The organism is Streptomyces sp. NBC_00425, assembly GCF_036030735.1.
GTDB lineage: Bacteria > Actinomycetota > Actinomycetes > Streptomycetales > Streptomycetaceae > Streptomyces.
Window position 1 is genome coordinate 6381716 of the sequence record NZ_CP107928.1, and the last position, 25384, is coordinate 6407099.

General features: G+C 71.3%; 19 protein-coding genes and 2 tRNA genes. 17 read left to right on the forward strand and 4 right to left on the reverse strand.

Translation table 11 applies throughout. The features are described from left to right. Nucleotides 1-50 precede the first annotated feature (50 nt). From rsfS to OHS82_RS27870, 3 genes are all read left to right on the forward strand, one after another. Nucleotides 51-497 carry a ribosome silencing factor gene (gene rsfS / locus OHS82_RS27860; RefSeq protein WP_057574695.1) on the forward strand — a complete coding sequence of 149 codons (447 nt, stop codon included), beginning with the start codon at nucleotides 51-53 and terminating at the stop codon, nucleotides 495-497. Beyond that, the gene (locus tag OHS82_RS27865) at nucleotides 494-1165 is read left to right on the forward strand and encodes a histidine phosphatase family protein (RefSeq protein WP_057574696.1); all 672 of its coding nucleotides are present in this window, start codon (nucleotides 494-496) and stop codon (nucleotides 1163-1165) included. Before rsfS ends, OHS82_RS27865 begins: the two co-directional genes overlap by 4 nt. 119 nt (nucleotides 1166-1284) lie before the next feature. Beyond that, nucleotides 1285-1357: transfer RNA gene (locus tag OHS82_RS27870), tRNA-Ala, on the forward strand. Nucleotides 1358-1449: 92 nt separating this feature from the next. Here the strand turns inward: OHS82_RS27870 and OHS82_RS27875 are convergent. Continuing rightward, a complete protein-coding gene (locus OHS82_RS27875) occupies nucleotides 1450-2298 on the reverse strand; it encodes a helix-turn-helix transcriptional regulator (RefSeq protein ID WP_328434752.1) in 849 nt (282 codons plus the stop codon). A gap of 396 nt (nucleotides 2299-2694) precedes the next feature. Between OHS82_RS27875 and OHS82_RS27880 the strand changes: the two genes are divergently transcribed. The 3 genes from OHS82_RS27880 (at nucleotide 2695) to OHS82_RS27890 (ending at nucleotide 4803) form a co-directional block, all read left to right on the forward strand. After that, nucleotides 2695-4119, forward strand: coding sequence for an MFS transporter (locus OHS82_RS27880; RefSeq protein WP_328434753.1), 1425 nt, complete (start codon nucleotides 2695-2697; stop codon nucleotides 4117-4119). A gap of 245 nt (nucleotides 4120-4364) precedes the next feature. Beyond that, a complete protein-coding gene (locus OHS82_RS27885; RefSeq protein WP_003976229.1) occupies nucleotides 4365-4598 on the forward strand; it encodes a hypothetical protein in 234 nt (77 codons plus the stop codon). Between the two features lie 132 nt (nucleotides 4599-4730). After that, nucleotides 4731-4803 (forward strand) — tRNA-Ala (locus OHS82_RS27890). A gap of 154 nt (nucleotides 4804-4957) precedes the next feature. Here OHS82_RS27890 and OHS82_RS27895 read toward each other — a convergent pair. Further along, entirely contained in the window at nucleotides 4958-6568 is a 1611-nt protein-coding gene (locus tag OHS82_RS27895) for an NADH-quinone oxidoreductase subunit NuoF family protein (protein ID WP_057574697.1), read from the reverse strand. Then, entirely contained in the window at nucleotides 6565-7917 is a 1353-nt protein-coding gene (locus OHS82_RS27900) for a ferric reductase-like transmembrane domain-containing protein (protein WP_328434754.1), read from the reverse strand. Before OHS82_RS27900 ends, OHS82_RS27895 begins: the two co-directional genes overlap by 4 nt. Nucleotides 7918-8344: 427 nt before the next feature. Between OHS82_RS27900 and leuS the strand changes: the two genes are divergently transcribed. From leuS to OHS82_RS27945, 9 genes are all read left to right on the forward strand, one after another. Further along, entirely contained in the window at nucleotides 8345-11230 is a 2886-nt protein-coding gene (gene leuS / locus OHS82_RS27905) for a leucine--tRNA ligase (RefSeq protein ID WP_328434755.1), read from the forward strand. 271 nt (nucleotides 11231-11501) lie between these two features. Beyond that, the gene (locus OHS82_RS27910) at nucleotides 11502-12236 is read left to right on the forward strand and encodes a hypothetical protein (RefSeq protein ID WP_057574699.1); all 735 of its coding nucleotides are present in this window, start codon (nucleotides 11502-11504) and stop codon (nucleotides 12234-12236) included. Nucleotides 12237-12454: 218 nt separating this feature from the next. Continuing rightward, complete coding sequence (locus tag OHS82_RS27915) at nucleotides 12455-13300, forward strand: DegV family protein (RefSeq protein WP_057574700.1); 846 nt, start codon at nucleotides 12455-12457, stop codon at nucleotides 13298-13300. Nucleotides 13301-13932: 632 nt separating this feature from the next. After that, nucleotides 13933-14754 (forward strand): helix-hairpin-helix domain-containing protein, encoded by an 822-nt coding sequence (locus OHS82_RS27920; protein WP_443061802.1) that lies wholly within the window; start codon nucleotides 13933-13935, stop codon nucleotides 14752-14754. A 113-nt stretch (nucleotides 14755-14867) separates the two neighbouring features. Further along, complete coding sequence (locus tag OHS82_RS27925; RefSeq protein ID WP_443061835.1) at nucleotides 14868-17621, forward strand: ComEC/Rec2 family competence protein; 2754 nt, start codon at nucleotides 14868-14870, stop codon at nucleotides 17619-17621. Between the two features lie 4 nt (nucleotides 17622-17625). Continuing rightward, the gene (locus OHS82_RS27930; RefSeq protein ID WP_328434758.1) at nucleotides 17626-18645 is read left to right on the forward strand and encodes an arylamine N-acetyltransferase family protein; all 1020 of its coding nucleotides are present in this window, start codon (nucleotides 17626-17628) and stop codon (nucleotides 18643-18645) included. Nucleotides 18646-18748: 103 nt separating this feature from the next. Beyond that, entirely contained in the window at nucleotides 18749-18994 is a 246-nt protein-coding gene (locus tag OHS82_RS27935) for a hypothetical protein (protein ID WP_079040909.1), read from the forward strand. A gap of 44 nt (nucleotides 18995-19038) precedes the next feature. Next, nucleotides 19039-20028: a DNA polymerase III subunit delta gene (gene holA, locus OHS82_RS27940; RefSeq protein WP_199863663.1), complete on the forward strand. Its 990-nt coding sequence runs from the start codon at nucleotides 19039-19041 to the stop codon at nucleotides 20026-20028. Between the two features lie 174 nt (nucleotides 20029-20202). Further along, a complete protein-coding gene (locus tag OHS82_RS27945) occupies nucleotides 20203-20598 on the forward strand; it encodes a nuclear transport factor 2 family protein (protein ID WP_328436114.1) in 396 nt (131 codons plus the stop codon). A gap of 192 nt (nucleotides 20599-20790) precedes the next feature. Here the strand turns inward: OHS82_RS27945 and rpsT are convergent, their stop codons facing one another. Beyond that, nucleotides 20791-21057, reverse strand: a complete 267-nt coding sequence (gene rpsT / locus OHS82_RS27950; RefSeq protein ID WP_057574704.1) for a 30S ribosomal protein S20 — start codon at nucleotides 21055-21057, stop codon at nucleotides 20791-20793. Nucleotides 21058-21276: 219 nt separating this feature from the next. Between rpsT and lepA the strand changes: the two genes are divergently transcribed. Next, the gene (lepA, locus tag OHS82_RS27955; protein ID WP_057574705.1) at nucleotides 21277-23145 is read left to right on the forward strand and encodes a translation elongation factor 4; all 1869 of its coding nucleotides are present in this window, start codon (nucleotides 21277-21279) and stop codon (nucleotides 23143-23145) included. A gap of 325 nt (nucleotides 23146-23470) precedes the next feature. Next, nucleotides 23471-25345: an AMP-dependent synthetase/ligase gene (locus tag OHS82_RS27960; protein WP_057574706.1), complete on the forward strand. Its 1875-nt coding sequence runs from the start codon at nucleotides 23471-23473 to the stop codon at nucleotides 25343-25345. Nucleotides 25346-25384 lie beyond the last annotated feature (39 nt).

A 25384-nucleotide genomic window follows, 5' to 3' on the forward strand; every position in this document is an offset into this window, starting at 1 on the left:
CGGTCCGTGAGACCCTTGAGGACAAGTGTCCGCCGACGGAAAGCCACGTAGTGACCGCCACCGACCGCTCCATCGATCTCATCAACATCGCTGCCCAGGCGGCAGCCGACAAGCTCGCGCACGACATCATCGCCTACGACGTCAGCGACGTGCTGTCGATCACGGACGCCTTCCTGCTGGCCTCCGCACCCAACGACCGCCAGGTCAAGTCGATCGTCGACGAGATCGAGGAGCGTCTTCAGAAGGAGCTCGGCGTCAAGCCGGTGCGCCGTGAGGGCGACCGCGACGCCCGCTGGATCCTGCTCGACTACGTCGACATCGTCGTCCACGTCCAGCACAGCGAGGAGCGCGTCTTCTACGCCCTCGAGCGCCTGTGGAAGGACTGCCCCGAGCTGGCGCTGCCCGCCGACGCCCTCGCGACCCGCGGCAAGGCCCAGGAGCACGCCGAACTGCAGGCCGAGGAGGACGAGACCGCCGGATACGAGGAGCTGCGGTGACAGCTCCGGAGCAGACGACGACCCGTCAGCCACGCCGTGGCCGCCGGGTCATCCTCTGGCGGCACGGCCAGACCGCCTGGAACGTGGAGCGCCGCTTCCAGGGCACGACGGACGTCGAGCTGACCGAGACCGGTGTGGCTCAGGCCCGCCGCGCCGCCCGGCTGCTCGCCTCCCTCAAACCCGACGCCATCGTCGCCTCGGACCTGTCGCGGGCCGCCGACACGGCCGCCGAGCTCGCCACGCTCACCGGCCTCGAGGTCACCCACGACGAGTCCCTGCGCGAGACCTACGCGGGCGCGTGGCAGGGGCTGACGCACGAGGAGATCATCGCCCGGCACGGTGCGGAGTACACCGCATGGAAGCGCGGCGAGCCGGTGCGCCGCGGCGGCGGCGAGCTGGAGACCGAGGTGGCCGACCGCGCCGCCCCCGTCGTCGTACGGCACGCCGAGAAGCTGCCCGATGACGGGACGCTCGTCGTCGTCAGCCACGGCGGCACCATCCGCACGACCATCGGCCGTCTTCTCGGTCTGGAGGCGCACAGCTGGGAGAGCCTCGGCGGGCTCTCCAACTGCTGCTGGTCCGTCCTCGGCGAGGGCGCCAGGGGCTGGCGTCTGCTCGAGCACAACGCCGGCACACTGCCCGAGCCGGTGCTCGGCGACGACGACTGAGCGACCGGTCGGGCCGGCGAGCCTCGGATTTCACTTTCCGGCAGGTCGCAGGCTAGAGTTCTTCTTGTTCGCACCGCCGAGCGGAGCGAAACACCGTGCGGTTCCACCGCGTGGCACGAGGGGCTATAGCTCAGTTGGTAGAGCGCCTGCATGGCATGCAGGAGGTCAGGAGTTCAATTCTCCTTAGCTCCACGGATTGGCCGGTCGGCCAGTCGGTCGACACTCTGTTGAGTTGTCAAAGATCGAAAGAGACCGGTCGATATCGCTTCAGGAAGTCCCGCCCCTCAGGGGGCGGGATTTTTTGTCGTCCCGCTCCGCAGCAGAGCCGCGCGCCGTTCCGTCTCCTCGTCGTCGGGTGTGTAGACGACGATCCTGCACTCCGGCATCCCGTTGATCGTCAGCGAGGTGGAGGTCATCCGCAGCTCGCCCACGGCCGCATGCCGGAAGACCTTCACGCGACGGCCGGGCTCCGCCACGTCACCGGTCTCCCACAACCGTGCGAACAGCGGACTCGCCTCGGACATCGCGCGTATGAAGTCCTCCCAGGCGGGCTCGCCGGCATGCAGCCCGTAGGCCGCCCGCAGAGTCGCCACGATCACCGGCAGTTCCTTGTCGCGGAACATCAGCGGGCAGTCCTCCTCCCGCACCGTGAACAGCCGCCACAGGGCGTTGTCCGGACCCGGTGCGCAGGCTTCGACCGGGGTGATGAACAGGTCACGGTAGACCGGGTTGGCGGCGAGGATGTCGTAGCGCGAGTTGTAGACCACGGCCGGCCGGGGCGCCAGCGCGTCGATGATGCCCTGGATCTCGGGACCCACGCTCTGCACCAGAGCCTCCGGGGTCGCCGTGAACGGCACCTCCGCAAGGTGGTAGAGGTGCTCCCGCTCCGGCGGGTCCAGCCGCAGCGTGCGCGCGACGGCGTCGAGGACCTGTGCGGAGGCGTTGATCGGCCGCCCCTGCTCCAGCCAGGTGTACCAGGTGACGCCCACACCCGAGAGCTGGGCCACCTCCTCGCGCCGCAGCCCCGGTGTGCGGCGCCGCAGCCCGGGCGGTATTCCGACGTCGCCCGGTGTCACCCTGGCGCGCCTGCTGCGCAGGAAGGCGGACAGTTCGGGCCGGCGCCGTGCTGCCACCCCGGGCTTCGGGCGCCCTGGCTCCACCCCCGGCCGCAGAACCGTCCGCGGTCCCGCCTCCGGTCCGCTTGCCGGTCCGGGTCCCGCCGCGGCCCGTGCCCCGCGCTCCGCCCGCTGGTCCGCCCGTGCGTGCGTCTGTGTCCCTGTCCGCGTCCCCATCGTCACGCCGCCCCCCATCGTCACGCCCCCATGGTCGGGTTTCCGCCCGTCGCCTGCCAGGTGCTGTCAGTACCAGCATCAGCGGGCTCTCGGCACCCGTATCGGATCCTCGTCACGCTCGACGGCATGACGACGACACCCCGGACGAGCCCGGTTCCCCCGGCTGTCCCGACCGCTTCACGTCCTGCTGCCAGTAAAGACCCCGGCACTGACAATCAGTCCCGGCGGCTGCTGGCGGTGGTGCTCGCAGCCCAGTTCATGGCACTGCTCGACGTCTTCATCGTGAACGTCGCGGCCCCCACGATCGGTTCCGACCTCGACGCCTCCGGAGCCGACCTCCAACTGGTCGTCGCCGGCTACGCCATCACGTACTCCGTGCTGCTGATCACCGGTGCGCGGCTCGGCGACCGGTTCGGACCAGGCCGCGTCCATCTGGTCGGGCTCGCCCTCTTCACGGCCGCCTCGCTGGCCTGCGGTCTGGCGCAGGGCAGCACCGAGCTGATCGTGTTCCGGCTGGTGCAGGGCGCGGGGTCGGCGGTGATGATCCCGCAGGTGCTGAGCCTGATCCAGCGCACGTTCAGCGGGGAGGCGCGGGTGAGGGCGCTCGGCGTCTACTCCGCGGTCCTCGCGGTCGGGGCGGCCGCCGGACAGGTGGCGGGAGGCGTGCTGGTGGACGCCGATCTGCTGGGCGCCGGGTGGCGTCCGGTGTTCCTCGTGAACGTGCCGGTGGGCCTCGTCCTGCTGGCGGTGGGCGGGCGCGTCCTGCCGCGGGGCGGCGGACTGCCGGGGCACTCGGCGGCGGTTACGGGAGCGGTGGGGGAGCGGGAGGCGGGCGCAGCGGCGCGGAGCAGGGCGCGCAGGATGGACTGGCCCGGTCTCGTGCTTCTGGGCGCTGCCGTGTCCCTGGTCACGGTCCCGCTCGTGCTCGGGCGGGAGGAGGACTGGCCGCTGTGGTCCTGGTTGTCACTGGCGGCCGGAGCCCTGGTGTTCCTGCTGTTCTGGGGTGCCGAGTCCCGGCTCGCCCGGCGTGGCGGCGACCCGCTGATCGCGCCCCGGGTACTGCGTCACCCCGGGATGGCGCTCGCCGTCCTGCGGGTGACGGCCGTCATGGCGGTCAACGGGGGCTTCCTGTTCGTGCTGACCTTGCACGTCCAGGGCGGCCTGGGGTTCAGCGCGCTGCGCGCCGGTCTCACCTTCGCGCCCACGGCGGTCGTCTTCGGCGCGGTCGGGCTGACCTGGCGCAGGTGGCCGGCCTCCTGGCAACGGGCCCTGATTCCTTCCGGGTTCGCGATACTCGCGCTGTCCGTGGTCGCGGTGGGGCTGGTCTTCCGGGGCGGTGACGACGGGGGCGCGTGGCTCTACACGGCGTACGCCGGAGTGGGCGTCGGACTCGCGCTCGCCTTCAGCCCGGCGCTGACCGGGGCGCTGGCCGCCGTGCTGCCCGAGGACGCGGCGGACGCCGGCGGGCTGCTGGCCACGGTCACCCAGCTCGGGCAGCTGATCGGTGTCGCCGCCTTCGGCACACTGTTCTTCAACCGCCTTGAGTCACTTGGTGCCCCGCAGGCGTATACCTCTGCGGAAGCGCTTCTCACATGCATGTTCGCGCTCGCTACGACAGCTGCCCTGGGTGCCGTGTCCGGACTGGTACTGAGGCGTCGCTGACCGTATTGGTCCGGCCGTGGCAGAATCAAACGACCGGAGGGGGCGCGGCCCGACGGGAGGGAGTAGCGATGCCTGCGAGCATCCGCGGAGAGGTCGGTCGTCTCTCCGGAGCAGCGGTGGGGCGGGACAAGGCCACCCGTCTCGGTTGCCCCTCCTGCGGTTCGGCCCATGTGGCTCAGGTTCTCGGCGACAACGGAGGGGTTTCCTACGTGTGCACGGCCTGCGGCCACAGCTGGAGCTGATCGATGGGTGCACACAGGCGGAAGTGCGACTGGTGCGGCAGCGGCACCCCGATCGTCCGTGACATGGAGCCGGTCAACCCCGACTATCAGTACTGGTGCGAGGAATGCGCGCGGGCGCTGATCATAAAGGGCGACCCGATCGAGACGTACCGCGAACTCGAGGGGGAGCCGATCTACGGCCGGCTCCTCGAGGAGCACTGCACGCTCAAGCGGTTCTATTCGTTCGTCACCGCTTGACGCCACATAAAGGGCTAAATCGGACGGGGCGGAAAGGATTTGGCGGTCCGCCGCCGGACCGGTAAAGTTGGCGTCGCCGCCGGGGAAACCGGGCGGCACGGTCAAGATCGCGGCTCTGCCGCTTGGCCACGAGGGGCTATAGCTCAGTTGGTAGAGCGCCTGCATGGCATGCAGGAGGTCAGGAGTTCAATTCTCCTTAGCTCCACAACAGATCCCGCCGGATCGGATGCGATTCGGCGGGATCTTTTTTGTGTTCCGGCGCCTCGTTCCCGTGTGTGCCGTCACGAACGACGGACAGGGGCCGCCTTTTCTCGGGCGGCCCCTGTCCGTCGTTCGTCGGCCTGTCGTCGGCGTGTTCCTCAGCGGCCGAGCGCGCGGCGGCCGCGACCCTGGGAGAGGACCGGGAGGTTGCGGGCGGGCGCCTGCGCGCGCGTGTCCTCCTCGATGCGCAGGGCCAGCGCCGGACAGCGACGCACCGCGCGTAGAGCTTTCGCCTCGGCGTACTCCGGTACCTTCGCCTGCGCCACCGTCGGGAAGCCGTCGGCGCCGAGCTGGAAGACCTCGGGCAGGATGTCGGCGCAGAGGCCGTGGCCGCGGCAGAGCGTCCAGTCGACGAAGATCTTCTGACGGCTCGTGCCGCTCTCCTCCGGGGCTTGGCCGCTCGTGATGGCCGCGGGGGCCATGCCCGCCTCGAAGAGCGGCAGAACGCCCTCCACGGGCCGTCCGCAGCCGTTGCCGAGGACGTGGGCGGCGAGGTCGTCGGTGAACGCCTTGATGGTCGACTCCAGGAACATCGCGGAGCCGTCCGGGTGCGAGCACGCGCCGCGCCGCTTGACGTTCTTGGCGACCTGCTTGAGCGCCTCCAGGGCGGCCGGACCGCCCCCGTTGATGATGTCCTCCATGCCGCGCGCGGCGGCCGGCAGGCCGAGGTAGCAGGGGCCGCACTGACCCGCGCTCTCGTCGGCCAGCCATTGGGCCACGCGCAGGGACTCGCCCAGCGGGCAGGTCTCCTGGCTGATCGGCAGGATCGCGCCGGCGCCGAGCGCGCCGCCCACCGCGTCGAGCGAGTTGCGGGAGACGACCGCCTCGTTGACCGTCGCCGCGTCGATCCACTTGCCGTGGTAGCCGCCGGTCAGCACGCCCTGGGGCACCGGCGGGGCGCCCGCGAGCTGGAGGACGTAACGCAGCGGTACGCCGGTGGGGACCTCGATCACCATCGGACGGGCGACCGCGCCGGAGACCGTCAGCATGACGGTGCCCGGCTCGTCGTACAGGCCGGTGTTGCCGTACCGCTCCGGGCCGATGCGGGCGGCGATGGCCAGCTGGGCGAACGTCTCGGCGTTGGAGAGGAGGGTGGGCGCGCCGCCGACGCCGTTCTGCGAGGCGCTGACCTTGCGGCCGGGCGGGATCGGCGGGCCGCCGTCGATGGAGCGGATCAGCGACGCGGCGGCGCCCGTGACCATGCGGATCGGGTTGCGCTGGACGAACGCCTTCAGAGCCGACCGACGCCCGTTGCTGAGCCCGCGTTCGGAGAGCGCGGCCTCCATGGAGCGCTGAGTGGATTCGCGGGTGACCCCCACCACGAGCGTGCGGGCACCCAGCGCCTCCGCGACGAGCAGCGCGCCGTCCAGGATGAGGTGCGGGGCGCGGTTGATGAGCACCGTGTCCTTGCGGCAGGCCGGTTCGTCCTCGCTGCCGTTGACGACGACGACCGGGCGGACGCCCCGTTTGATCGCGGCCTCGGCGACCGAGCGCAGCTTCTTGTGGAAGGGGAAGCCCGCGCCGCCGCGGCCCTTCAGGTTGATGTTCTCGGAGAGCTTCGCGAGGGCCTCTCCGCCCAGGGGCTCCAGCGGCCCGTGCACCTTCAGGTGCATGGGCAGGTCAAGTCTCTCGACAAGGTCGAAACCCGACGTGAGTTGCGGAAGACCGACCACGCGGACTTCTGGGACGTCGGGCAGGGCCTCGTTCACCTATAGCCTCCGGAAGGCGTGTTCCAAGGTTCGCCCGAACCCGGTGCGTCGTACGACGCACCGGGCGATGGTTCGTTGGCGGGACCGCTGTTGTACGTGTCGTTCTGGTTGTACGTGCCGTACCCGGGGTTCGTCTCACCTGTGTCGTACACGTCACGTCCGCCGGCTCCGGGAGTGCCCGGATTGCCATAGACCGGGATGGTGAATCCCGTGTCCTGGAGCGGGTCGTAGACGGACTGGGGCGCCTCGCCGACCGGCGGCGGCGACGGGATCGGCCAGTTGCCCGAGGTGCTGCCGCCGTTGTCGACCCGCGGGATCGCCTCGGTGGCCTGCTGCAGGTCGAACGGCATGCTCATGCGGGCCGTCTGATCGGCGATGTAGGGCGGCTGCTGGCCGCGCGGCGGGGTGTTGACGGCACGGTAGGCGGCCGCGAAGCCGTTCGCCGGCTCCGGGGTGGCGGGAGTGTCGTACAGCGGCGACGCCGACGGCGGGGTCATCCGGGTGGAGCTCATCGTGTCCGTCAGCGGCGAGCGGCCGGAGCGGCCCTCGTACCCGGGCAGCGCCGACGAGCCGGTCTCCGAGACGCGCGCGCGTGACGCCGACGAGCCGGTCTCCGACACGCGCGCGCGTGACGCCTCGAGGCCGTCCATCGCGGAGCGGTCCGGCGCCCCCATGAGCGCGGTGATCCGGTCGGCGACCCTGCGTTTGAACGGGCGCGGAGCGGCGCGCAGCGCGAGGGCGGCCATGACGCCGGCCAGGCAGATCTCGTACGAGACCATGAAGAACGGCTTCGCCGCGCGCCCTGCGAACAGGCCGTGGATGAGGGCCGCGCACAGCGCCGGGTAGGCCAGCATGTGCATCGCGCGCCAGCGGGCGGCGACCTCGGCCGGTGCGGCGAACTGGTTGCGCAGCGCACCGGTGATGCCCACGAAGATCATGAGCAGGGCGGCGAGGGAGCCGAGGCCGATGAGCCCGGCGCTGCCCTTGATGCCCAGGCTGAAGGGGATCAGCGCGGCGATCAGGACGGTGTGCTCCAGCGCCAGCTTCACGGTGATGTGCACCACGAGGAACGCGATGGAACCGACGGCGGTCACGCGGTGGACGCCCTGCGCGAGGATCCGCTGACGGGTGTTGAGGATGAGCCGGTCCTGGGCGACGAGGCCCCAGATGACCGAGCAGGTGAGGCACACCAGCGACAGGACACCCGCACCGAAGTTGAGGAATGCCTGCAACTGGTCGCCGCCGACCAGCACGACCACAGGTATGAGGACCAGGACGACAGCCGTCGCCAACCCGTAGACCGACCGGCCGGGCTTGGGGAGCGTGCTGTTACTGGAACGAGGGTTCATGGGGGCAACTCCGAGCAGTTTCGGGAAAGCGGTCCCGCTGCCGAACTCTAAGTGGCTCCATACCGATGGGTACGAGGTTTGAGTTATTGCGTTGTTATGAAACGACGATGTGGCTGTTGTGATGTCCTTTAGCGGCTGTTACGCGAAGTAACCAAGACCCTGGATGCAGCTCTGACCCCCCGTTCTCGGCACACCTGCGGTGTCTCGACCATGCATACGTAAGCGCGTGGCCTCGTGCTCAAGGCCTGCGGTACCCTAACGCCATGCGTGCTGTACGCCTTCTGCTTAGCGAGCCGCGCTGATCAGTCCCGACCGCCGGTGAACGGACGGTTCGGAATCGGCGCGGCGTCCCCTCCTGTGCGAGGGGATTTTTCGTTTCCTGGACGACAACCCGCTGGCAGAGACGATCGATGGAGCTTTGAGGACCATGAGCGAGACGAACCCCGCTGCCGCCGCTGTCCCGGCAGAGGCCGCGCCGCACCGCTACACGGCAGCCATGGCCGCCGAGATCGAGGCACGCTGGCAGGACTTCTGGGACGCCGAGGGCACCTACGCCGCGCCGAACCCGCAGGGCGACCTGGCGGGTGACCCCGAGATGGTGGCCCGGCCCAAGAAGTTCATCATGGACATGTTCCCGTACCCCTCCGGAGCGGGACTGCACGTCGGCCACCCGCTGGGTTACATCGCGACCGACGTCTTCGCGCGCTTCCAGCGCATGACCGGCCACAACGTCCTGCACACCCTGGGCTTCGACGCCTTCGGCCTGCCCGCCGAGCAGTACGCCGTGCAGACCGGCACGCACCCGCGCGTGTCCACCGAGGCCAACATCGAGAACATGAAGTCCCAGCTGCGCCGGCTGGGCCTGGGCCACGACAAGCGCCGGTCGTTCGCCACGATCGACCCCGAGTACTACAAGTGGACCCAGTGGATCTTCCTGCAGATCTTCAACTCCTGGTACGACGCGGACGCGGACAAGGCCCGCCCGATCGCCTCGCTGGTCGCCCAGTTCGAGTCCGGTGAGCGCCCCGTACCGGGGCACACGCGCGCGTGGCACGAGCTGACCGCCGCCGAGCGCGCCGACGTGCTGGGGGAGTTCCGTCTGGCCTACGCCTCCGACGCGCCGGTCAACTGGTGCCCCGGCCTGGGCACCGTGCTGGCCAACGAGGAGGTCACCGCCGACGGCCGCTCCGAGCGCGGCAACTTCCCCGTCTTCAAGGCCAAGCTGCGCCAGTGGAACATGCGCATCACCGCCTACGCGGACCGTCTGCTGGACGACCTGGACGCGCTGGACTGGCCCGAGGCCATCAAGCTGCAGCAGCGCAACTGGATCGGCCGCTCCGAGGGCGCCCGCGTCGACTTCCCCGTGGACGGCGAGCGGATCTCGGTCTTCACCACGCGCCCGGACACCCTGTTCGGCGCGACCTACATGGTCCTGGCGCCCGAGCACCCGCTGGTCGACAAGTTCACCCCGGCATCCTGGCCCGAGGGCACGCACGACGTCTGGACGGGCGGCCACGCCACCCCGGTCGACGCCGTCGCCGCGTACCGTGCGCAGGCGGCCTCGAAGTCCGACGTCGAGCGTCAGGCCGAGGCCAAGGACAAGACGGGCGTCTTCACCGGCGTGTACGCGACCAACCCGGTCAACGGCGAGCAGGTTCCCGTCTTCATCGCCGACTACGTCCTGATGGGCTACGGCACCGGCGCGATCATGGCCGTCCCGGCGGGCGACCAGCGCGACTTCGAGTTCGCGCGCGCCTTCGAGCTGCCGATCCACTGCATCGTCGAGCCGACCGACGGCCGCGGCACCGACACGTCGACCTGGGAGAACGCCTTCGCGTCGTACGACGCGAAGATCATCAACTCGGCGAACGACGAGATCAGCCTGAACGGCCTGGGTGTCGTCGACGCCAAGGCGCGCGTCACCGAGTGGCTCGAGGGCAGGGGGATCGGCGAGGGCACCGTCAACTTCCGCCTGCGCGACTGGCTGTTCAGCCGCCAGCGCTACTGGGGCGAGCCCTTCCCGATCGTCTACGACGAGGACGGCATCGCCCACCCGCTGCCGGAGTCGATGCTGCCCCTGGAGCTGCCGGAGGTCGAGGACTACTCGCCCCGCACCTTCGACCCGGACGACGCGAACACGTCCCCGGAGACGCCGCTGTCCCGCAACGCGGACTGGGTGAACGTCACGCTGGACCTGGGCGACGGGGCCGGTCCGCGACGCTACCGCCGCGAGACCAACACCATGCCCAACTGGGCCGGTTCCTGCTGGTACGAGCTGCGTTACCTGGACCCGCACAACAGCGAGCAACTGGTCGACCAGGCCGTCGAGCAGTACTGGATGGGTCCCCGCGAGGGGCAGCCGCACGGCGGCGTCGACCTGTACGTCGGCGGGGCCGAGCACGCCGTGCTGCACCTGCTGTACGCGCGCTTCTGGTCCAAGGTCCTGTTCGACCTGGGGCACGTCTCCTCCGCGGAGCCGTTCCACAAGCTGTTCAACCAGGGCATGATCCAGGCCTACGCGTACACCGACTCCCGCGGCGTGTACGTCCCGGCCGCCGAGGTCGAGGAGCGGGACGGCACGTTCCTGTACCAGGGCGCGCCCGTGAAGCGTGAGTACGGGAAGATGGGCAAGTCCCTGAAGAACGCCGTCACTCCGGACGAGATCTGCGCCGAGTACGGCGCCGACACGCTCCGCCTGTACGAGATGGCGATGGGCCCGCTGGACGTCTCGCGCCCGTGGGACACCCGCGCGGTGGTCGGCCAGTACCGCCTGCTGCAGCGGCTGTGGCGCAACATCGTCGACGAGGCCACCGGCGAGGTGACCGTCGTCGACGCCGAGGCCGACGAGCCGACCCTGCGCGCCCTGCACAAGGCGATCGACGGGGTGCGCCAGGACCTGGAGGGCCTGCGCTTCAACACCGCCATCGCCAAGATCACCGAGCTGAACAACCACCTGACCAAGGCGGGCGGCGCGCTGCCGCGCACGGTCGCCGAGGACCTGGTGCTGCTGGCCGCCCCGCTGGCCCCGCACATCGCCGAGGAGCTGTGGCGCAAGCTGGGCCACACCGACTCGGTCGTCCACCAGGACCTGCCCGTCGCCGACCCGGCGTACGTCGTGGACGAGAGCGTGACCTGCGTCGTGCAGATCAAGGGCAAGGTCAAGGCGCGCCTGGAGGTCTCCCCGGCCATCTCCGACGACGAGCTGGAGAAGGTCGCGCTGGCCGACGAGGCGGTCGTCAAGGCGCTGGGCGGGGCCGGTATCCGCAAGGTGATCGTGCGGGCGCCGAAGCTGGTGAACATCGTTCCCGCGTAAGCGCCTGCTCGGCGCACGCGGGCGGGTCGTTCCGCCGGGCGGTGGCCGGGTGCGCCGGCCGGGTGGGGGTGCAGCACCGGGCTCCCGCTCGTCCGGCCGGGCGGTGGGCCGCGTGATGCCGGTCGCCCCTTAGGGGTTCCGTGCGGGCAGGTTCGGGGTTCTTCTGGAACTCCGGGCCTGCCCGTCTCGTTTACCGTTTGAAGGGCGGGGCGCCGGCTGCGGTGTGCCGTCTGCGGGGCCGGACGCGTCGTGCAGGTCGAAGGAGGAGCTCGTGGAAGCCGTGATCGCCGTCATCGTCCTGCTCTTCGTGCTCTGCCTGGCGCTCGGCGCCTACGCCACGGTGAAGGTGGTCGGGGCCGCGAAGCGGGGCGTCGACCGCACCATCACCCAGGCCCGCCGCACGGTCGAGGACCACACCCTGCGGGCCAAGTCCTTCGCCCAGCTCGGACCGGCCGGCGAGATCGCCCAGCTGCGGCTCGCCCTGCGCACATCGATGCGGGCCACTCAGGACGCACTGCACGCGGGCGTCGTGGAGGACGAGTCACTGAAGGAGTCCCTCGGCCTTTTCCAGAGGCTCAGCGCGCACGGTCACGAACTGGACGCCGAGCTCAAGCGCCTGGAGTCGGAGCCGGACCGTGCGACGCTCGTCGAGCGTCTGCCGGCACTGCGGGAGCGCACGGAGCGGATCACGGGATCGGCCGACTCGTTGCGCTGGGCCGCCCGTGACCGTGCCCGCCGCTTCGCGGAGGACGACCTCGACTCCCTCAGCGCCCAGATCGGCGTCGAGGCCGGCGCCCTGCGGCACTGGACCACGCCGGAAGCCGACCAGACGCCGCCCCCGTGGCCCGAGGCGCCGGCCGCCGACAGCCCGACGGCGGGCCAGACCTGGCCGGAGACGCCCGCAGCACGCACCGCGGACGAGCAGGCCCCGCCCGCCATCACCCCGCCCGGACCGCGCCCGGTCTACCCCTGGCAGAAGAAGCCGCGACCCGAGAGCACCACCTGAGCGGAGTCCGGGGTTCGGGCAGTCCGTCGGCAGAGCGGCCGGGTGGCACGGTGATGCCGCGGTCGTCGCGCGCTGACGGCGGCGCGGGACGTGCGTTCGGCGCCGCACCGGATCCCGGCGCGGGCCCTGTGCGGCGTGGTATTTGATTCGGTCAAGGGGAGCCCAGCTGCCAGGGGCCGGGCTGCCGGACAGCGGCTACGCCAGGTAACCTCCAGGTCATGTCCCGCCATGTCGCGATCGTCACGGATTCAACGGCCTACCTGCCGCAGCGGACGATGGAGCGTCATGGCATCACCGCGGTGCCCCTGACCGTCGTCCTCGGCGACCAGGCACTCGAAGAGGGCAGCGAGATCTCCACCCGCTCGCTGGCTCAGGCGCTGCAGAAGCGACGCCCCGTCACCACCTCGCGCCCCAGCCCTCAGTACTTCGCCGAGACCTACCGCAGGGTCGCCGAGTCGGGCGCCGCCGGCATCGTCTCCCTCCACCTCTCCGCCGAACTGTCCGGCACATATGACGCGGCGGTGGTCGCGGCGCGCGAGGCGCCGGTTCCGGTGCGGGTGGTGGACACCGGCATGGTGGCCATGGCACTCGGCTTCTGCGCGCTCGCGGCGGCCGAGGTCGCGGAGGCGGGCGGGACGGTCGACGAGGCGGTCATCGCGGCGGAGAAGCGAGCCGACGGCACGTCCGCCTACTTCTACGTCGACACCCTGGAATACCTGCGTCGGGGCGGCCGGATCGGCACCGCCCAGGCCCTGTTGGGCTCGGCGCTCGCCGTGAAGCCGCTCCTTCAGCTGGACGCGGGGCGCATCGACCTCCTCGAGAAGGTCCGGACGGCCTCGAGGGCGATCGCACGTCTGGAAGAGCTCGGCGCCGACCGGGCGGGCAGCGCGCCGGTGGACATCGCCGTGCATCATCTCGCGGCTCCCGACCGGGCGTCGGCTCTCGCGGACCGACTGCGTTCCCGCGTGCCCGGACTCGTCGATCTGCATGTCAGCGAGGTCGGAGCGGTGATCGGGGCCCACACCGGACCAGGACTGCTGGGAGTCGTGGTCTCGCCGCGATGAGGGCTTCCCCCACTCCTGCGAGTGGCGAAGTTATCCACAACGGGGCGGCGGTCCACGGAAATTGAGCAAGATCATCGCGATGTGGCGGAGTGTCCGATCCTCGTCACATGGCACTTCGATCACGCTCACGCAGCACGCACGCGACCAGCGGACCCGGCCGGGCCCGCGGCTCCGACGCACGCTCCCGCCGCCTGCGTCCCCCCGGCGGCGGCCGGACGGGGCACCGTCATGCCTCGGCGGAGGAGAACCGCCGTCGGGCACAGGCGTTGTTCACCGCACGGGCCCGGGAGGCAGGCGCGCCGGAGAAGCCGGGTGTCGGACCCCCGGGCGGAGGAGGCGCGGGCGACAGGGGCGGTGGAGGCAGCGGCCGGCCGGAGTCCCGTGGGCCGGCCGGACAGAGCAGCCGGCCGGAGTCCCGTGGGCTCGGTGAGCGCAGTGACCGGCCGGAGTCCCGTGGGGGCGGAGCTGCCGACGGCACGGGGTCTGCGGACGGCACGGGAGGCGTGTGCCCGGCGGACGGTGCGGAGGAACCCGGTCTCGGGGGTGGGGCACGGGCCGGCGCCGAGGGCGGGGGCGCTGAGGTCGGTGCCGGCGCCGCGGAGGACGGTGCGTTCGAGGGTGCCGTCGTCACCGTGCAGGGCGGTGCGTTCGAGGGTGCGGGCCGGGTGCCGTGGGCGGCCCGGGCGGCCTGGTGGGAGCGGGCGGGGCTTGCGCTGTGGGAGCGGATGCCGGTCTGGTTGCAGGCGCGGTGCGGACTGGAGCGCAGGAGCGTACTGGCACTGACCGTGCTGCTGGTCGCCGCCGCGGGTTTCGCCGTGCAGCACTTCTGGACCGGAAGGGTCCAGCCGGTGAAGGCGCCGGAAGTGGTGCGAGCCGCGGCTCCCTTCGGCGCGGTGGCAGGCGAGCGGGAGTCGGCTGCCGGGCCCACGGCGTCCGCCGGTCCGCCGGGTCCGGGAATCGCGGGGAGCGCCGTGAGCACGGCCGGCGGCGAGATCGTGGTGGACGTCAGCGGGAAGGTGCGCAAGCCCGGAATCCACCGCCTCCCGGCCGGTTCACGGGTCGTCGACGCGTTGGACGCGGCCGGTGGGGTGCGACCGGGCACCGACACCGACGGTCTCAACCGCGCACGGTTTCTCGTGGACGGCGAGCAGGTCGTCGTCGGCGGCTCGCTGACTGCCGGGGCCGGGGCCGGAGGGGGTACGGGGGCGGGTACGGGATCGGCGGGGTCCGCCGGCGCGGCTGGTCCGGGCGGCGGACCTGCGATGCCCGTGTCCCTCAACACGGCGACGGTCGACCAACTCGAGGCCCTGCCCGGCGTGGGACCTGTGTTGGCGCAGCACATCATCGACCACCGGGCGCAGCACGGCGGTTTCCGGTCGGTGGACGAGCTGCGGGACGTCAACGGAATCGGTGAGCGGCGCTTCGCCGACCTGCGGAATCTCGTGCGGCCATGAGGCGGGCGAACATGGCGCGGAGGCTTCCTGGGCTCGGCGGCAACGTCAGGGAGGAGGACGGAGGCACTCTGAACGGTGCCTCGCCGGTGCGCGGCGGGCGCGGTCGGCAGGCCGTGCACGCCGACTCCGGAAAGCGGCTGGGCGACGCCCACCCCCGTCAGGAGGGGCCGGTGGATCTCCGGCTCGTACCGCCCGCCCTGGCGGCCTGGGCCACGGCCGCGTTCACGTTGGACGCGTCCCCAGGGCTGGTGGGCGGCCTGGTGATCGGCTGTCTGGCGGCCGCAGTGATCCTGCTCGTCGTGAGGCGGGGCAGCGCGAGGAACGCCCCGGTCACGCCAGGCCCCTGGAGGACCGGGCCGCGCGTGAACCCCGAAGTGGTGGATGGTGGTGCGGTGTCGTCGACGCGTGGGAAGGGTTCGTCGGGCGGGACCGTCGCGAGGGCGGATGGTGCGGGCTCGGCGGGGCGTTGTGGGGCTGCGCCGGGCGGGACCGTCGCGGAGTTGGATGGTGCGGGCACGGTGGGGCGTCGGACGGTCTGGCGGCGTGTGACCGTCGCCGCGTCTCTGCTCTGTGTGGCCGCGGCCGCCGCGTCGGCCGGGCTGCACGGCGCCGATCTGCGCCGTGGGCCGGTGCCCGCGCTGGCGGGCAGGTATGCGAGTGTCACCGCCGAGGTCGAGCTCACCTCCGACCCACGGCTCACGCGCCCTCGCGTCAGAGGGGACCACGTGATGCCGGACTCGGTGATGATCGAGGCGGAAGTGCGCAGGGTCGAGACCGTGCACCGGACGGTGGTGGCGACGCGGACGCCGGTCCTGCTGATCGTGGACGCACGATCGCGCAGGGGAGACGCCGGCCGACGCCCGGGGCACGACGGCCGGCGGGAGTACGGCGGCGCGCGAGGTCCAGAAGGGCGGCCCGAGGCCCCGTGGCTCGCGTTGCTGCCGTCCACCCGGCTGCGGGTGGCCGGGCGGCTCGTGCCCGCCATGGCCCGAGGGGACCGGTTCGCGGCGGTGCTGCGGGTGCGGGGCAGGGCGGCGCCGGCGGTCGTGGGACGCCCCTCTGGCGCCCAGCGGACGGCGGGGCGGCTGCGGGCGGGTCTGCGGGCGGCCACCGACGGCTTGCCGGCGGACGCCAGGGCGCTGCTGCCGGGGCTGGTGGTCGGAGACACGTCGAGGATCACGCCCGAACTGGACGAGGCCTTCAAGGAGACGGACCTGGCCCACACTCTGGCCGTCTCCGGGAGCAACCTCACGATCATCCTCGCGCTGCTCCTCGGTCCGCCCGGTCTCGCCCAACAGGTCGAACGGCGCGGGCTGGCACCCCGGCTGGGAGTTTCCCTGCGGGCGAGCGCGGTGCTCGGCGGGGCGCTCACGCTCGGATTCGTGGTGGTGTGCCGGCCCGACCCCAGCGTGCTGCGCGCCGCGGCCTGTGGAGCGATCGTGCTGCTGGCCCTGGCGACCGGCCGCCGCCGGTCCCTCGTCCCGGCCCTGGCGACAGCCGTGCTGCTTCTCGTGCTGTACGACCCGTGGCTGGCCCGGAGCTACGGCTTCCTGCTGTCCGTCCTCGCCACCGGGGCCCTGTTGACGCTGGCGCCGCGGTGGAGTGCCGCCCTGCGCAGGCGGCGGGTGCCGCCGAGGCTCGCGGAGGCCCTGGCGGCGGCCGGAGCCGCGCAGGCCCTGTGCGCGCCGGTCGTCGCGGTGCTGTCGGCGCGGGTGAGTCTGGTGGCGGTGCCCTGCAACCTCCTCGTGGAGTTCGCGGTCGCGCCCGCGACGGTACTGGGCTTCGCGGTGCTGGCGACCGCGCCGGCGGCGATGCCGGTGGCGGAGGCGCTGGCCTGGTGCGCCGGTTGGCCCGCCGGGTGGATCGCGGGCGTGGCCCGAACGGGCGCCGCGCTGCCGGGCGCGGGAATCGACTGGCCGGGCAGCTGGGTCGGGGCTCTGTTGCTGGCGGTCGTCACGGCGGTGGTGGTGGTGTCCGGGCGGCGGTTGTCGAGGCATCCGTGGCTGTGCGTGGTCTGCGGGGCGCTGCTGTTGCTCGTGGTGGTGCGGCCGCCGCCCCTGACGAGGGTGCTCACGGGCTGGCCGCCGCCGGGCTGGCGGCTGGCGATGTGCGACGTGGGGCAGGGCGACGCGACCGTCCTCGCGGCGGGCGGCGGCGTCGGCGTGGTCGTGGACGCCGGTCCCGATCCGGCGCTGGTGGACCGGTGTCTGCGCACGCTCGGCATCACCAGGGTGCCGCTCGTCGTGCTCACCCACTTCCACGCGGACCATGTGGCAGGGCTGCCGGGGGTGCTGCGGGGCCGGGAGGTGGGAGCTGTGGAGACCACGGGCTTCGAGGAACCCGTGGAGCAGGTGGAGTTCGTACGGAAGGAGGCGAGGGCGCGGAACGTTCCCGTCGTGCGGGCCGTGGCCGGGGAGCGGCGGCGGGTCGGCGCCCTGGAATGGGAGGTGCTGTGGCCTCCGCCGCCGCCGGCGCCCGAACCGGAAGGTCCGAACGACGCGAGTGTGACGCTGCTCGTGCGATCGGCCGGGTTGCGCATGCTGCTGCTGGGCGACCTCGAACCCCCGGCGCAGCGGGCGCTGTCGAGATCGCCGGCGGCCGCGCTGGTACGCGGAGTGGACGTGCTGAAGGTGGCGCACCACGGCTCGGCCTATCAGGACCCGGACCTCATACGGGCCGTGGCGCCCCGGCTGGCGCTGATCAGCTGCGGCGCGGACAACCCGTACGGACACCCCGCGCCCAGCACGGTCGCGGCACTGCGCAAGGGAGGGGCGGTGGTACTGCGGACGGACCGGGACGGGGCCCTGGCGGTCGTCGGAGGCGGAGGCGACGGCGGGGGCGGGGGGTTGCGGGTGGCGCGAGACTGAGGACATGAATCCCGCACCGGCGAAGGACGAACCGCCCCGGCCCGCCGCCCCCCAAAAATCCGCCCGTCCCTCCGACGCCCGCGACGCCGCCCGGCCTGCCGTTCCCCAGGGCGCCGCCCAGCACTCCGACGGCCAGGCCGCCGCACGGCTCTCCGAGGCTCGGCACCAGGACGTCCGCTTCCTCGACGTTCCGCTGGTCGAGGCCTATCTCCGCCGTCTCGGTCTCGGGCTCGAGCTGCCGCTTCCGGCCCCGACCGTCGGCCTTCTTCGGGAGCTGCATCTGAGGCATCTGCGGGCCGTGCCCTTCGAGAACCTGTCGGTGCATCTCGGGGAGGAGATCGTGCTGGAGGAGAAGCGGCTGGTCGAGAAGGTCGTCGAGGCGCGGAGGGGAGGGTTCTGTTACGAGCTGAACGGGGCGTTCGGGGCGCTGTTGACGGCGCTGGGCTTCGAGGTCGCCCTGCTGGCGGCACGGGTGTACGGCGAGGAGGGCCGGCTCGGTATCCCGTACGACCATCTCGCGCTGCTGGTCGGGACGGTGGACGGCGGGCATCGGCTGGCCGACGTCGGGTTCGGGGCGCACAGTCACCACCCGCTCCGATGGGGGCACGAGGGTGAACAGGCCGACCCCGGCGGGACGTTCAGGATCGCCGAGGCGGGTCCGGACCCGGCCGGAGCGGAGGCGGGAGCCGATGGGGCGGCGCCGGCGCGGGACGTGGACGTCGTGCGGGACGGAGCGCCGGTGTACCGGCTGGAGGTACGGCCCCGGGTCCTGGGGGACTTCGCGGCGGGAGCCTGGTGGCACAGCACCTCACCGCGGTCGCACTTCACGCGGTCGCTGATCTGCTCGCGGCTCACGCAGGACGGCGGGCGGATCACGCTCAGCGGACGCCGGCTGAAGACGACGTCCGTGGACGGAGCGAGCGGGGAACACGAACTGGAGTCCGACGACGAGGTGTTGGGGGTGTACCGGGAGCGGTTCGGGATCGAGCTGGAGCGGGTGCCGACGGTTCGCGCGTACGGGTAGTCCGCGCCGGGCGGACATCGCGGACGGACGTTGAGTGCCGACCTTGGGCGGGGGGAGGGGGGACAGGGTGCACGGGCGTGTGCGCGTGCCGGAAAATGGCGCCGTGAGCGATGTGAGACATGTGCTGGTACTGCCGGACCGCGACGCGGCGGAGGAGGTGGCTCAGGCGCTCGGGGAGCGGTTCGGCGTCGGCGAGGAGCCGAGGATCGTCCGCGACGCCCTGGCCGGGGAGGACGACGCGGAGGACGCGCAGTGGCTCGTCCTGCTGCACGACGAGGACGGACGGCTCGACGCGGCGGAGCTGGACGGGTTCGCGGCGGAGTGGGAGGGCTGGCGGGAGGAGCCCTAGGTGCGTCGGCCGCGTTGTCAGCGGCTCGTGGGATGCTGTCGGTGATGGCCAGGAAGACTGCGAATGACGACCCTCTCGCCCCGCTGACGCTCGCCGTGGGCCAGGAGGACCTCCTGCTCGACCGCGCCGTGCAGGAGGTGGTGGCCGCCGCCCGGGCCGCCGACGCCGACACGGACGTACGCGACCTGAACCCGGACCAGCTGCAGCCCGGCACGCTCGCCGAGCTGACCAGCCCGTCGCTCTTCGCGGAGCGCAAGGTGGTGGTCGTCCGCAATGCGCAGGACCTGTCCGCGGACACGGTGAAGGACGTCAAGGGGTACCTCGGTTCGCCCGCCGAGGAGATCACGCTCGTCCTGCTGCACGCCGGCGGCGCCAAGGGCAAGGCGCTGCTGGACGCCGCGCGCAAGGCGGGCGCCCGCGAGGTGGCCTGTCCGAAGATGACCAAGCCGGCGGACCGGCTGACCTTCGTCAGACAGGAGTTCCGCGCGACCGGCAGATCGGCCACGTCCGAGGCCTGCCAGGCGCTGGTGGACGCCATCGGCAGCGATCTGCGGGAACTGGCGTCGGCCGTGTCCCAGCTGGTCGCCGATGTCGAGGGCACCATCGACGAGGCCGTCGTCGGCCGGTACTACACCGGGCGGGCCGAGGCGTCGAGCTTCACCGTCGCCGACCGGGCGGTGGAGGGGCGGGCCGCCGAGGCGCTGGAGGCGCTGCGCTGGTCGCTGGCCACCGGCGTGGCGCCCGTCCTGATCACCAGCGCGCTGGCCCAGGGTGTGCGGGCCATCGGCAAGCTGTCCTCGGCGCGCGGCGGCCGTCCGGCGGACCTCGCGCGGGAGCTCGGGATGCCGCCCTGGAAGATCGACCGGGTACGGCAGCAGATGCGCGGCTGGACGCCGGACGGGGTGGCCGTCGCCCTGCGAGCGGTGGCCGAGGCGGATGCGGGAGTGAAGGGCGGCGGCGACGATCCCGAGTACGCCCTGGAGAAGGCCGTCGTGGCCATCGCGCGTGCGGCGCGGTCCGGGGGCCGCGGATGACCGTCCCTTGCGCGTGCCTCAGGCCGGTCGGGCGCCCGGGGTGATCGTCCCCCGGGGGTGGTCGTCCCGGGTGTGGTCGTCCTCGGTGTGATCCAGTCGCCGTTCCCCTGCCGGGGAGGAGAATCGGACGTACCAGCCGCACATCGCCGACGCATGCGAAAGGTGGCGATCGACATGGCCGAACACCCGCACGCGACACTCGTCCGTCAGGGATACGGGGCCTTCAGTCGCGGAGACATGGACACCCTGCGCGGGTTGATGACGGGGGACTGCACGCATCACGTGCCCGGTTCCCACCCGCTCTCCGGGGACTTCAAGGGCCTCGACGCGATCACGGACATGTACGGCAGGCTGTTCTCGGAGACGGCCGGATCGATGCGCGTCGAGTTGCGCAACGTGATGGTCGACGGTCGTGGGCACGCCGTCTCCGTGCACCGTTTCATCGCCGACCGCAACGGCAAGCACATCGAGGACGACGGGTGCATCGTCTTCCGGATCGTCGGCGACAAGATCACAGACCTCGACGAGTGCGTCTCGGACATCGACACGAGCAACGACTTCTGGTCGTGAGGGCCAAGCCGAAGGCCCCGGCTCCCGCCCTGGGGAAGGGCGGAGCACCGAGGCCTCCGGAAAAGCTGATCAAGCTGGTGAGCCCGTACCCGCGTGGCGAACGCAGGCCGCGTACAGGCTCGGGGGTGCCGGACGGGAGCGGATGAGAGGGCCCGCTGTGGTCCCTTCCGGCGATCAGATCAGTGAAGCGGTTCAGCCCTTGAGGGACTCGACCTTGGAAGCAAGCGCCGACTTCTTGTTGGCGGCCTGGTTCTTGTGGATGACGCCCTTGGAGACGGCCTTGTCGAGCTGACGCGCGGCAGCGCGCTGGTACTCGGTGGCCTTCTCGGCGTCACCCGCGGCAGCGGCCTCGCGGGCCTTGCGGATCGCGGTCTTCAGGGAGGACTTGACGGCCTTGTTGCGCAGCCGAGCCTTCTCGTTGGTCTTGTTCCGCTTGATCTGGGACTTGATGTTCGCCACGAATGAGCCTTTTCAGGTTCAGGCACGGAGCCGCACGGGCTCGTGCCAGGTGATTTCTTGGGCGTGTCTCGCGCTGAGAGGGCATGAGACACAGCTGCCCAGACTACCAGCGGCTGCCCGAGTGGCCCAAACCGGTCTCCGGTCGCCGCCCGTGGGACCATGGAGCCTACGTATCGATCCGACCCGAGGCACAAGGCGCCTCAAGAGACAGGACCCTGCGTGCCCGCGACCCCTAACAATGTGCCCGAGCCGAGCCGTACCGACCCGGCTCTGATCCGCAACTTCTGCATCATCGCGCACATCGACCACGGCAAGTCCACGCTCGCCGACCGCATGCTCCAGCTGACCGGAGTCGTCGATCAGCGGCAGATGCGTGCTCAGTACCTCGACCGCATGGACATCGAGCGCGAGCGCGGCATCACGATCAAGTCCCAGGCCGTGCGCCTGCCCTGGGCCCCGACACAGGATCCGGGCAACACCCACATCCTGAACATGATCGACACCCCCGGGCACGTGGACTTCACGTACGAGGTGTCCCGGTCGCTGGCCGCGTGCGAGGGCACCGTCCTCCTCGTCGACGCCGCCCAGGGCATCGAGGCCCAGACTCTCGCCAACCTCTACCTGGCGATGGAGAACGACCTCAAGATCATCCCGGTGCTGAACAAGATCGACCTGCCGGCCGCCCAGCCCGAGAAGTTCTCCGAGGAGCTCGCCAACCTCATCGGCTGCGACCCCGAGGACGTGCTCAAGGTCTCCGCCAAGACCGGTCTGGGCGTCGAGGCGCTGCTCGACCGGGTCGTCGCCGACGTCCCGGCTCCGGTCGGCGTCCAGGACGCCCCCGCCCGCGCGATGATCTTCGACTCGGTCTACGACTCCTACCGCGGTGTCGTGACGTACGTGCGTGTCATCGACGGCCAGCTCAACAAGCGCGAGCGGATCCGGATGATGTCCACCGGCGCCACGCACGAGCTGCTCGAGATCGGCGTCTCGGCGCCGGAGATGAAGTCGGCCGACGGCCTCGGCGTCGGTGAGGTCGGCTATCTGATCACCGGTGTGAAGGACGTCCGTCAGTCCAAGGTCGGTGACACCATCACCACCCTGCACAAGGGCGCGACCGAGGCTCTCGGCGGGTACAAGGACCCCAAGCCGATGGTGTTCTCGGGCCTGTACCCCCTCGACGGCTCGGACTACCCGGAGCTGCGCGACGCGCTCGACAAGCTCCAGCTCAACGACGCCGCCCTGGTCTACGAGCCGGAGACGTCCGCAGCCCTCGGCTTCGGCTTCCGCGTCGGCTTCCTCGGCCTGCTGCACCTCGACGTGATCCGTGAGCGGCTGGAGCGCGAGTTCGGGCTCGACCTCATCGCCACCGCGCCGAACGTGGTCTACCGCGTCGTGATGGAGGACGGCAGCGAGCACACGGTCACCAACCCGAGCGAGTTCCCCGAGGGGAAGATCAGCGACGTCTACGAGCCTGTCGTACGCGCCACGATCCTCGCGCCCTCCGAGTTCATCGGGTCGATCATGGAGCTGTGCCAGACCCGGCGCGGCACCCTGCTCGGCATGGACTACCTCTCCGAGGACCGGGTCGAGATCCGCTACACGCTCCCGCTCGCGGAGATCGTCTTCGACTTCTTCGACCAGTTGAAGTCCAAGACGCGCGGTTACGCGTCGCTGGACTACGAGCCCACCGGCGAGCAGGCCTCCAGCCTGGTCAAGGTGGACATCCTGCTGCACGGCGACAAGGTGGACGCCTTCTCGGCGGTCACCCACAAGGACGCCGCGTACGCCTACGGTGTGCGGCTCGTCGCGAAGCTGCGCGAGCTCATCCCGCGGCAGGCCTTCGAGGTGCCGATCCAGGCGGCCGTCGGCTCCCGGGTCATCGCCCGCGAGACCATCCGCGCCATCCGCAAGGACGTCCTCGCCAAGTGCTACGGCGGCGACATCTCCCGTAAGCGCAAGCTGCTGGAGAAGCAGAAGGAGGGCAAGAAGCGGATGAAGATGGTGGGTTCCGTGGAGGTTCCGCAGGAGGCCTTCATCGCCGTCCTGAGCAGCGACGACAGCGCGGGATCGGGCAAGGGCAAGAAGTAGCCGCGCCGGAGCCCGGTGTCCGGGGCGTGCAAAGGGCCTGTCGCGCTGTCGCGCGGCGGGCCCTTTGGCTGTAGTCAGGAGAAAGTGACCGCCCGGAGCCCCTTACGCGCTGGCCAGTCGCCCTTTACTCTGATGCCTGCTCGGTAGTTACTCATGAGTTAAACAACAGTCGCCGTCCGGTACGGCCGCAGTCCGATGCGGCGGTCGTCCAGTACAGCCACCGTCCAGCACAGCCGTCGTCAACAAGAGCCGCCGTCAACAGCAGCCGCGCGTCGAACGACGCCGCAACGAGCCAGCCGCACCGTCGCGGGCCCCGGAGGATGTCGTGAGCGACACACAGACACTGATCGAGAACCGTCCGCCGTCGGTCGCGGGCCTCTTCCTGGAGCGCGTGGCGGCCACGCCCGACGCGGAGGCGTACCGCCATCCGGTGCCCGCCGCGTCCGGCGAGGGCCCCGACGCCTGGAAGGCGCTGAGCTGGGCGCAGGCCGCCGAGCGGGTCTACGCGATCGCGGCCGGCCTCATCGAACTCGGCGTGCAGCCCGAGCAGCGCGTAGCGCTCGCCTGCTCCACGCGCCTGGAGTGGATCCTCGCCGACCTCGGCATCATGTGCGCCGGGGCCGCCACGACCACCGTCTACCCGCAGACCAACGCCGACGAGTCGGCGTTCATCCTCTCGGACTCAGAGAGCCGGGTGCTGATCGCCGAGGACGCGGCCCAGCTCGCCAAGGCGGTCGAGAAGCGCGCCGAGCTCCCCGACCTCACCCATGTGGTCGTGATCGACCCGGCCGGCGTGGAGACCGCCGACTGGATCCTCACCCTGGACGAGCTGGAGAAGCGCGGCGCGGCCCGGCTGGAGAAGGAGGCCGGGCTGATCAAGGAGCGGGTCGCCGCGATCACCTCCGACCAGCTCGCCACCCTCATCTACACCTCCGGCACCACCGGCCGTCCCAAGGGCGTGCGTCTGCCGCACGACAACTGGTCGTACATGGCGAAGGCGATCGCGGCGACCGGCCTGGTCGGCCCCGACGACGTGCAGTACCTGTGGCTGCCGCTGGCGCACGTCTTCGGCAAGGTGCTCACCTCGGGCCAGATCGAGGTCGGGCACGTCACGGCCGTCGACGGCCGCGTCGACAAGATCATCGAGAATCTGCCGGTCGTCCGGCCGACGTACATGGCCGCCGTGCCGCGCATCTTCGAGAAGGTCTACAACGGCGTCGCCGCCAAGGCCCGTGCGGCCGGCGGGGCCAAGTACAAGATCTTCCAGTGGGCCGCCGAGGTCTCCCGCGAGTACGCCAAGGCCGCCCAGGACAACTTCCGGCGCACCGGCAGCGCGGCCGTCCCCTTCGGACTGGGCGCCAAGCACAAGGTCGCCGACGCGCTCGTGTTCGCCAAGATCCGCGAGGCCTTCGGCGGCAACCTGCGCGCCTGCGTCTCCGGGTCGGCGGCCCTCGCGCCGGAGATCGGCTACTTCTTCGCCGGCGCCGGCATCCACATCCTCGAGGGGTACGGCCTGACGGAGTCCTCCGCCGCCTCCTTCGTGAACCCCGGCGAGGCCTACCGCACGGGCACGGTCGGAAAGCCGCTGCCCGGCACCGAGGTGCGCATCGCCGACGACGGCGAGATCCTGCTGCGCGGCCCCGGCATCATGGAGGGCTACCACGGGCTCCCCGAGAAGACCGCCGAGGTCCTCGAGGCCGACGGCTGGTTCCACACCGGCGACATCGGCGAGCTGTCGCCCGACGGGTACCTGCGGATCACCGACCGCAAGAAGGACCTCATCAAGACGTCCGGCGGCAAGTACATCGCGCCCGCCGAGGTGGAGGGGCAGTTCAAGGCGGTCTGCCCGTACGTCTCCAACATCCTCGTGCACGGCGCCGACCGGAACTTCTGCACGGCGCTCATCGCGCTCGACGAGCCGTCGCTGCTGGACTGGGCGAAGGACAACGGACTGGCCGGAAAGTCGTACGCCGAGGTCGTCGCCGCGCCCGTCACGGTGGAGCTCGTCGACGGGTACGTCAAGCAGCTCAACGAGGGCCTCCAGCGCTGGCAGACGATCAAGAAGTTCCGGCTGCTGCCCCGCGACCTGGACGTCGAGCACGGTGAGATCACGCCGAGCCTGAAGCTCAAGCGGCCGGTCGTGGAGCGGGAGTACAAGCACCTCATCGACGAGATGTACGCCGGATCGCGCGAGGCGTAGGGCCGGCGCACCTCCGGCGGGGGCGCGAGGCGCGAGGGC